Consider the following 9,270-nt stretch of genomic DNA (forward strand, 5'->3'; position numbering starts at 1 on the left):
TCCCACACCTTCATCGCGTTGCGCTGGACGATGCGATAGGCGTCCTCGCGGCTGATCCCGGCCTGGGTGAGCGCGAGGAGGACGCGCTGCGAATGGACGAGGCCGCCCATGCGGTCGAGATTCTTCTGCATCCGCGCCGGATAGACCAGCAGCTTGTCGATCACGCCGGTAAGGCGCGCGAGGGCGAAGTCGAGCGTCACCGTCGCGTCGGGGCCGATCATCCGCTCGACCGAGCTGTGGCTGATGTCGCGCTCATGCCACAGGGCGACATTTTCCAGCGCGGGCGTCACATAGCCGCGGACGAGGCGGGCGAGGCCGGTCAGATTCTCGGTCAGCACCGGGTTGCGCTTGTGCGGCATCGCCGAAGAGCCCTTCTGCCCCGGCGAGAAATATTCCTCGGCTTCCAGCACTTCGGTCCGCTGGAGATGGCGCACCTCGGTCGCGAGCCGTTCGACCGACGAGGCGATCACGCCCAGCGTCGCGAAATACATGGCATGGCGATCGCGCGGGATGACCTGGGTCGAGACCGGCTCGACGGTCAGGCCCATCTTCTCGGCGACATAGGCTTCGACGCGCGGGTCGATATTGGCGAAGGTGCCGACCGCGCCCGAAATGGCGCAGGTCGCGACATCGGCGCGCGCGGCGATCAGGCGCTCGCGGTTGCGCGCGAATTCGGCATAGGCCTGGGCAAGCTTGAGGCCGAAGGTGACCGGCTCGGCATGGATGCCGTGGCTGCGGCCGATCGTCGGGGTCATCTTGTGCTCGATCGCGCGGCGCTTGAGCACTTCGAGCAGCTTGTCGAGATCGGCGATCAGGATGTCGGATGCGCGGGCCAGCTGGACCGCGAGGCAGGTGTCGAGCACGTCGGACGAGGTCATGCCCTGGTGCATGAAGCGCGCCGGCTCGCCGACATGTTCGGCGACGCTGGTCAGGAAGGCGATGACGTCATGCTTCACCTCGGCCTCGATCTCGTCGATGCGGGCGACGTCGAAGCTGCCCTTCTCCCAGATCGCCCTGGCGGCGTCCTTCGGCACTACGCCCAGATCGGCGAGCGCGTCGGTGGCGTGGGCCTCGATCTCGAACCAGATCTGGAAGCGGGTTTCCGGTTCCCAGATCTTCACCATCTCTGGGCGGGAATAGCGCGGGATCATAGCCTGTCCTTGTTCGAGTGCCGATATGCGGGCGCGCCTAGCAGAGGGCGCCGCAAGCGGCAATCGCGCGCCCGCCAATTCACATCAGGCCGCGGCTTCTCAGACTGGTCTGGCCCTTGGTGCCCACCACGATATGATCATGGATGCTGATCCCAAGCGGCCGGGCCGCCGCGACCAGTTCCTGGGTCAGGGCGATGTCCTGGCGGCTGGGCTCGGGATCGCCCGACGGATGGTTGTGGACGATGATCAGCGCTGCCGAGCCAAGCTCCAGCGCGCGGCGTATTATCTCGCGCACATGCACGGCGGCCTGATCGACCGAACCCTCGGACACGAGTTCGTCGCGGATGAGGACGTTCTTGGTGTTGAGGTGCAGGACGCGCACCCGCTCGACCATGCGGTGCGCCATGTCGGCATGAAGATAATTGGCCAATGCCTGCCAGTCGGACAGGATCGGGCGATCCTTCACCTCACTGCGCAGCAGGCGCAGCGCTGCGGCCTCGGCGATCTTGATGCCCGCGATAGCCGCGTCGCTGACATCGGCACGGCGGAGCGATTCGGCGTCGGCGGACAGCAGTGGGCCGAGTCCCCCGAACTCGTCGAGCAATTTCCGCGCGGCGGGCTTGGTGTCCACGCGCGGGATCGTCAGCGCCAGCAGATATTCGACGAGTTCATGGTCGAGCAGCGCATCGGGCCCACCCTCGATCAGCCGCTTGCGCAGCCGCGCGCGGTGGCCGCTCGCATCGGTGGCGGGATCGGTCGTGGGTCGGTCCATTCTCGGCAGGCTAGCGCAAATCTCCGCCGCCGCCAGCCCGTGCCGTGCGATCGGTGTCAGACCATCCCCAGACGATGGAAGTCATGGATGTGGATCAGTCCGACGGGGCGGTCGGGATCGACATGGTCCATGACGAACAAGGCGGTGATCTTGTTGTTCGTCAGGATCGACAGCGCATCCTCGGCATAGGTGCCGTCGGGCACCGTCTTGGGACCGCGCGTCATCACGTCGGCAGCGCGGCTGGTGAACAGGCGGTCCACATTGCGTCGCAGATCGCCATCGGTGATCGTGCCCACGAGGCGGCCATCGGCATCGACGACGCCGGCGATTCCCAGGCTCTTCTCGGTCATCACGACGATGGCGTCGCGCATCGGCGTTGCCGCTGTGACCAGAGGCAACTTATCCCCGCCATGCATGATCTCGTTCACCGGCAGCAGGCGCAGCCCGATCGAGCCGCCTGGATGGAGCCGTTCGAGCTGCTCGCGGGTGATGCCGCGCTGTTCCATCACCGCGACCGCGAGCGCGTCGCCGAGCGCGAGCATCAGGGTGGTCGAGGTGGTCGGGGAGATGTTGACCGGGCAACTCTCCCGGACCGGCGGCAGGATGATGGGGACAGTGGCGCCTTGGGCGAGCGGCGAGTGCTGCTGCGCGCTGATCGCGACGATCGGGCAGCCGATATCGCGCGCATAGTCGGTGATCGGTCGAAGCTCCGGCGTTGCTCCGGAATTGGAGAGCGCGATCAACAGATCGCCGGCCAATAGCATGCCGAGATCGCCATGTGCCGCCTCGCCGGGATGGATGAAGATGGCGGGCGTGCCGGTCGAGGCGAAGGTTGCCGCCATCTTGCGCGAGATGTGGCCCGACTTGCCCATGCCACTGACGACGACCCTGCCTCGCGTGGCGAGGATCAGCGACACGGCATCGGCAAAGGATTTGTCGAGCGCATCGCGGAGCTGGAGCAGCGAGCGCGCCTCCAGATCGAGCACGTCGCGGCCAGTGGCCAAGATCGCCGCTGTTTCGGTGATCGCCTGCGGCGCAGCCGGCGCCTCGCCGGGCAAACATGCCATGGGCGTCAGGGCTTGATCGCGAACCAGGTCGGATAGCGCGAGTTCCAGCTATCCTCCTGGCAGTCGATCACATGCAGTTCCAGACCCTGTTCGGCGCAGAAAGCATTTACGGCCTCCACGACCAGCGGCCATTCCGGGGAATAGTCGTCGCCGGAAAAGACACCGCCGGGCTTCAGCTTCGGGAACCAGTCGCGGAAAGTGGCTCCATTGAGCTGCCCGTCATGGGCATAGCCATCGACATAGATGAAATCGAGCGAGTCGTCCGGGAAGAGCGGAAGCGCCTCGTCGAACCGCATCTTCAGGACCGAGTTCCGTTCCCGATAGGGATCGAGCCGCATCACCGCTTCGCGATACTGGTCGATCCCATGGCCCCGGTCGCCCGCCCACATGTCGATACTGTAGAGATGCGCGATGTGGGGAAAGCGCAGCAACCGCTCCGAAAATTCGCCTGCCGCGACCCCGAGCTCGACGCCGACGCTGTTTTCCGCGAAGAGCGACGCGACATCGTCACGACGTTCGAAGCCCGCTGTAAGCGACTGAATGGCACGGCTGAACTGTGGCGTATAATGCGCCGACCAGCGGATGGGGCCGGCCGCGCAGGTCTGCGACCGATATTCCTGACCCTTGATGTAGAAGGTAAGCGCGATCGTGTTGCGATCTCGTTCTTCAGCGCCCAGACGATCGACGCTGTGCCAGCTCTCCTCGGTACGGACGAAGGCGTAACCGCTGTTGGGCAGAAAGGCATTTTGCTTCAGGCGCTCGAATTCCTCGCCCGCCCGGCGATGAAAGACGGTGCCGAGGTGGGCCTGGCTCTCATCCTGCGGCAGATAGAATTGGAGTGTCGCTACCTTGGTGGCCGCGTCAGGATGAATGCCGATGCGGTAGCCGGGCTTGTCGCGATAGAGGATCGGGATGGCCACCAAATCGGGAATCTCGCCGTTGAAGCGATCGGCCAGCGTTCGGCCGAACCTGGCCGTGATCGCGGCGGCGATGCGCGGCGATGTGAACACCTCGATCATCGCCTCCCAAAAAGGCTGGTCCTCATCGGGAAACCGCCACAGCGTCTCATGCGTGAGGTCGAGCAGCAGGCGGGTCACCTGGCCGTATTCGTCGATGGCATCGGGATGCTCGATCGGGTTCAGTGTGCCGTCGTCGGGCAGTCGCGCGAGCAGTTCGCGATAGACCGAGGCGGGCAGCAGATCCTGCATGTAGATGTTGCCGCACGGCTCGTCGTCGAGACGGGCGGAGGCGATGTGCGCGACGATCCCGTCGATGATCTGATCGGTGGTTACCAGCTCATCATCGGGTGCAGCCGGTGCGGGCGATGTGGCGGGCAAGGCGCGAAGCCGGTAGGCTTCTGGGTCTCGGTGAAAGAGGAAGTTGAGCACGTCCCGCGTTTCGGGCGTGGCAAAGGCGGCGTTCTGTCGCTTGTGGACGAAACGAAGACCAGCGCTCTCCAATATCTCGGCAACGGCGGAAACCTGGCGCTCGTCGCTGTCAATCAGTTCGATCGAGACCGAACGCACGCGTGGGTCGGCCAGGGTCCGGCGCGCGCCTTCGACGATCGCGAGTTCGATCCCGTCGACATCGATCTTGATGTGGGTCGGAACCTCTACGCCGAAGTCGGCTACAAAGCTGTCGATGTCATAGCCGATCATGCCTTGGCGAAAAGCGGGATTGAAGGCATTGCCCCGGAAATCGAGCGCAGCTCCGAAGTTGCTCATCGATGTTCCGACATCGAGGCTGGCGAGGTTCATCTCGCTGACCGACTTGCCGCTAGCGAAGGCCAGGCACAGGGGAGTGACGAGATGCTGGACGTCGTTCAGCGCAATGGTGGCGCAGAGCTGGCCATAATTGGCGAAGTGCGGTTCGAAGGAAAATGTCCGGATAGCCCTGGCCGCCGCGTAGATCGAATAGATGCCGACATTCGCGCCGATGTCCCAGAAGAGATCGCCGGACTCGAAACTGTCGATCCATTCGATCGTCTCGGGCTCCTTTTCGAGCAGCGTCGCGAAGCGCCATCCGGCGCCCTGCCCGAAGTAGCGGATCAGGTGGCCATGGGCATCGATCGCATGGACGTCGGCAATGTCGAAGCCGTGAACGGGGGCATTCATGCTCGTCTCCTCACGCGGCTCTGAGCCGCTGATTCTCATGTTCCAGATCGCGGGCCCAGGACGCGAGGCCAAAGCGTCGGACGTCGACCTGCCGCCAGAACAGGCCGGGATCGCGCTGCCACAGGTGGAAATGCGCGAGCGCGTTGGCGCATTGCGACCCCATGTCGATGACCTCGGCCAGTTCCTGCAGATAGAAGGGCAGGGGGTGACCATCGGGCCCCATCTGCGCGTCATGGGCGCTGGCGGCTGCCTTTAGCGATGTCTCCATGCCCTGCCGGAAGCAGGCGAGTGCGGTCTGGGCATTGCCCGCCGCAAGGTGCAGCCGTGCCTCGTAGAAGGCCGCAGCGATGCTCTTGGTCGCCAGCAGCGGCGAGAAATCCCACCAATTGGCTTCGGCGGCCTGCCGATACCAGTGCGCGGCGTCTTCGCGCTTTTCGCTCATCTCGCACAGACGTCCGGCGAGGAAGGACAGCGATATACGCCAGCGCAGGACGTGGACGGGCGTCTCCGGCGTTACCGGCTGGTCGACATAGGCCTCGATCGGCGGGAGGATTACACCGGCCAGATCAGCCCGGCGCATTTCCAGGATGCGGTAGCCAAGCACCGCGATGGCGGCGCCGCGGTCGGCGGAGTCGGGGCGCGAATCCTCGATCACACATTCCGCAAGGCGTGCGAGCTTGACTTCGTGATTCAGCCGCTCACCCATCTGGACGAGCGAGCGATAGAGCCAGGGATTGTCATAGGCCGAGCCGAAATCGACCAAGGCGGGCGGGGTGCCGTGGCGCAGTGGATAGGCGGGGTTTTCATATTCCAGCGTTGCGTCGGCACCGAGCAGCGGGTTGGCGGAGGCGACCATGATCAGCCACTCGACATCGGCCGCCTGCTCGGCCGGTGTCTGCAGCATCATCTGCGGCCCTCGGGCATCTGGGCTTGCGGGACATTGGGCGTAGCGCAGCTCGGGCAGGAGCCATTCGGACACCGTGTCGTCCATGGCGTCCCAGTCGCGGGGGCGGGCACCATCGCCGCGGTCGCGCTGCCATCCGAGTACGGCGCGGCCGTCCGGCTTCAGCAGGCGGGCATAGTCTGCCACGCGCGACTGCCAGCCTTCCGGAGTTTCGGCGTCGAAGGCGACCACCAGGTCGATCGACTGGGCGGGGACGGCGTCGAGTGCGGGGCCTGTCGTCTCCCAGCGGGAATCGCCGACCCCGCCGACCAACAACACCGTTCCTGCGCGTGAGAGCGCGAGGATGATTGCCGCGGCATCGTCCGATCCGGCGCCATCGATCAGGACGCGGTCGCCGGTGCGAACATGCGTCGCTGCCATCGCGCAGCGCGCGATCATCGCGTCCGCGTCGAACCCACGGTCGAGCCAGCCGTCCCGCTGGCCGCTGTCATGCTGCCAATAGGTAAGCGCGGGCAGGCAGTCAGCGGTCCATGCGCCATATTCGTGCAGCATCATCGAGGCGGGATGACGACGCCAGCCATGCGCGAAGAGCTGTGCTTCGAGCGCTTCGCGCGGCTGGCCTGCGCTGTGCAGGGCGAGCGTTCCCGCCTGGGCGAAGGGCGTGATGGCGCTGGCAAAGCGCGGCCCGGCACCCGGTCCCGTCCAGGCCAGATAGCCGGCACGGATGGAGCTGGGAGACGATGATCTTGTGCCGGGCTCGGTGATGTCGCACCCCATCAGCGCCAGTTCGCAGGCGAGTTCGGGATGGGCCGCCTGGTCGATCTGGATCACGCAGGGGCCGAGCCTCTGCACCAGCGCATTTGCAATCTGAATCGACACGCGACACTCCTGACAGCCGGCCGGACCGCCGGACGCGCATCCGGTTCCGCCCGCATCCCGCAAACGAGCCGGTGGCGGAACAATGCCGGACGGCGGACGGTTAGGACCCTGTCCTGGATAGAGGGAAAGCGTTGAGGGTTGGTTAACCATGTTTTCGGGGATCGATCCCCACCCGCAGACGCGGCGGTCCGTCGCCAGCGGGGTGACGCCATCGTCCTGAACGATTAAGCCCCGCGCTATGGAGGCTGCGTCGCCGCGCAAGAAGCATGCCCTGATAGTGGCAGGCGCCAGTGCCCTAGCATTGGCGGCTGGCGGTCTGTGGCTATGGTCCGAACGGATGCCGATCGCGGCTTCCTATATCGACGAGATGCTGCGCGAGAAGGGCGTTGCCGCGCGCTATCGCCTCGCGCAGATCGGCGTTCGAACCCACCGGATCGAGAATGTCGTCATCGGGGATCCGCGCTCGCCGGATCTCGTCGCCGACTGGGCGGAGGTCGAGCTGGGCTTCGGCTTGGGTGGCGTCCATGTCCGCGCGGTCGACGCAGGCGGGCTGCGGATCAAGGGGCGGGTCGTCGACGGGAAGCTGTCGCTGGGTGCCGTCGATCGTCTGTTGCCGGAAGGGCAGGGCGATGCGCCTTTCGCCTTGCCGGCGATTTCGCTGACGGCTCGGTCGGCACGAGCCGATATTGCGAGCCCTGCCGGGATGGTGTCGCTCATAGTCGATGGCGCCGGTCGCCTGGACGACGGGTTCAAGGGGCGGGTCACGTTGTCCGCTCCACGGTTGGTCGCGAAAGAATGCGTCGCAGAGAAACTGGGTGCGGCCTTGCAGCTGACGACGGCGGACGGCGCGCCCCGCCTTTCAGGCCCGCTTCGTGCCTCCATGATCGATTGCGCCGGTGTTCGGCTGTCCGAAGTCGTGGTTGCGAGCGATCTGCAGGGACGTTCCGATCTGGCGGAATGGCGGGGGACGTTGAAGCCGACCAGGGGCGTTGCCCTTGCCGGTGGAGCGCGGATCGGCAGGCTTGGCGGCCAACTTGCCTTCACGGCTGGAAGTGCCGGCGTAGCAGGAGAGGCGGACCTGCGCGCCGGGGCCATCACCATGGCACAGGGCAAGGTCGATGCACTGGGGTTGCGCGGCAGATATCGCATCACGTCGCGCGGCGACGCGGACTTCGATGGGCAACTGAGCGCATCGGACGCGCGCCTTTCGCCGGCTTCGGCAGCGGCACTGTTAGGCCTGGGCAAGAGCCTGGCCGCACTTCCGCCTGGACCCGTGCTCGATGCCTGGGCCGGGGCGCTTGCTCGTGCAGCGGCGCGGGCCGACCTCGAGGCGGATGTCCGCGCCAGTTTTGGTGGCGACGAGGCGGAACTCCGCATAATGCGCGTTGCCGGAGAGAGCCGGAGTGGAGCGAGGCTTCTCCTCCGCCCAACAGGCGCCTCCGGTATCGGGTGGAGCATGTCCGAAGGGATCGCCGCAAACGGCAGTCTCGAATTGTCGGGCGGTGGCCTGCCGCATCTCTTGGCCACCGCGCGGCAGACCGTTCCGGGAGGCCCGTTGGAAGGGTCGGCCAGCCTCGCGCCCTATCGTACTGCGCAGGCCTCTCTGGCGTTCGATCCGATTGCCTTCGCGCGGGACCGACGCGGGGTGCTCTCCATCTCGACCGGGGTGCGAATGAGTGGCCCGCTGGCTGACGGTCGGATCGACGATGCACGCCTGCCGCTGCGTCTGACGATAGGCGAGCGCGGAGCAATGGTGCTCAACTCCGCTTGCGCGCCGCTAAGCTGGTCCCGCTTGTCCATCGCGGGCACGACGATCGGTTCGAGCAGGCTGCCCCTTTGCCCAATAGGCGGGGCGCTGTTCCGCCGGAGCAGCGACGGCGCCCTTTCGGGTGGGGCGGTCGTGCAGGCGCCAAGGCTGCGCGGCACGATCGGCGGACGGCCGCTGGCGATCGAGGGACGAAGGCTGACCGCGTCGGTGGGCGATCCGGGCTTCCGTCTAGACCGCCTCGCCGTCAGGCTGGGCGATCCGCAGGACCTTACTCGCCTCGATATCGCTCGGCTGGACGGACGCGTCGACAATGAGGGAATCGCCGGCAGTTTCGAGGCGCTCTCGGGGAAGCTCGCAGCCGTGCCCTTGCTCATGACGGAAGGCCAGGGGCGCTGGCGGCTAGCGGGCAGCCGCCTCTCGGTCGAAGGAGGGCTGCAGGTCGCGGATGCCCAGACCGTGGATTCTCGTTTCCACCCGCTGCGGTCGGACGATGTCCGTCTGGCCCTCGTCGGGGGAAGGATAACGGCAACCGCGACGCTGAAGGAGCCCAAGTCGCAGGCGACGGTGACGCGCGTCGCGCTCGACCATGATCTGTCCACCAGCCGGGGCAAGGCA

The 9,270-nt window shown here is 66.0% G+C and carries 6 protein-coding genes; 1 reads left to right on the plus strand and 5 read right to left on the minus strand.

The genetic code is table 11. The annotated features are described in order from the left end of the window. From purB to KAY22_RS20195, 5 genes are all read right to left on the minus strand, one after another. The coding region (gene purB / locus KAY22_RS20175; RefSeq protein WP_296625050.1) for an adenylosuccinate lyase at positions 1–1,151 on the minus strand (1,151 nt) is incomplete at its 3' end. A gap of 79 nt (positions 1,152–1,230) precedes the next feature. Continuing rightward, on the minus strand, positions 1,231–1,923 hold the full coding sequence (radC, locus tag KAY22_RS20180; protein ID WP_296625051.1) for a DNA repair protein RadC: 693 nt from the start codon (positions 1,921–1,923) through the stop codon (positions 1,231–1,233). Positions 1,924–1,979: 56 nt separating this feature from the next. Continuing rightward, the gene (locus KAY22_RS20185; protein WP_296625052.1) at positions 1,980–2,990 is read right to left on the minus strand and encodes a KpsF/GutQ family sugar-phosphate isomerase; all 1,011 of its coding nucleotides are present in this window, start codon (positions 2,988–2,990) and stop codon (positions 1,980–1,982) included. 5 nt (positions 2,991–2,995) lie between these two features. Beyond that, complete coding sequence (locus KAY22_RS20190) at positions 2,996–5,104, minus strand: FkbM family methyltransferase (RefSeq protein WP_296625053.1); 2,109 nt, start codon at positions 5,102–5,104, stop codon at positions 2,996–2,998. A 10-nt stretch (positions 5,105–5,114) separates the two neighbouring features. Next, complete coding sequence (locus KAY22_RS20195; protein WP_296625054.1) at positions 5,115–6,887, minus strand: hypothetical protein; 1,773 nt, start codon at positions 6,885–6,887, stop codon at positions 5,115–5,117. A gap of 277 nt (positions 6,888–7,164) precedes the next feature. Here KAY22_RS20195 and KAY22_RS20200 point away from each other — a divergent pair. Beyond that, positions 7,165–9,270: hypothetical protein (locus KAY22_RS20200; protein ID WP_296625055.1), on the plus strand; the 2,106-nt coding region annotated here is incomplete at its 3' end.

It is taken from the genome of Rhizorhabdus sp., from assembly GCF_018006725.1.
Classification (GTDB): domain Bacteria; phylum Pseudomonadota; class Alphaproteobacteria; order Sphingomonadales; family Sphingomonadaceae; genus Rhizorhabdus.

Excerpts from the sequence above, each read along its gene's own strand:
- radC (WP_296625051.1), bottom strand. The coding sequence starts at position 1,923 with ATGGACCGACCCACGACCGATCCCGCCACCGATGCGAGCGGCCACCGC.
- KAY22_RS20185 (WP_296625052.1), bottom strand. The coding sequence starts at position 2,990 with ATGGCATGTTTGCCCGGCGAGGCGCCGGCTGCGCCGCAGGCGATCACC.
- KAY22_RS20190 (WP_296625053.1), bottom strand. The coding sequence starts at position 5,104 with ATGAATGCCCCCGTTCACGGCTTCGACATTGCCGACGTCCATGCGATC.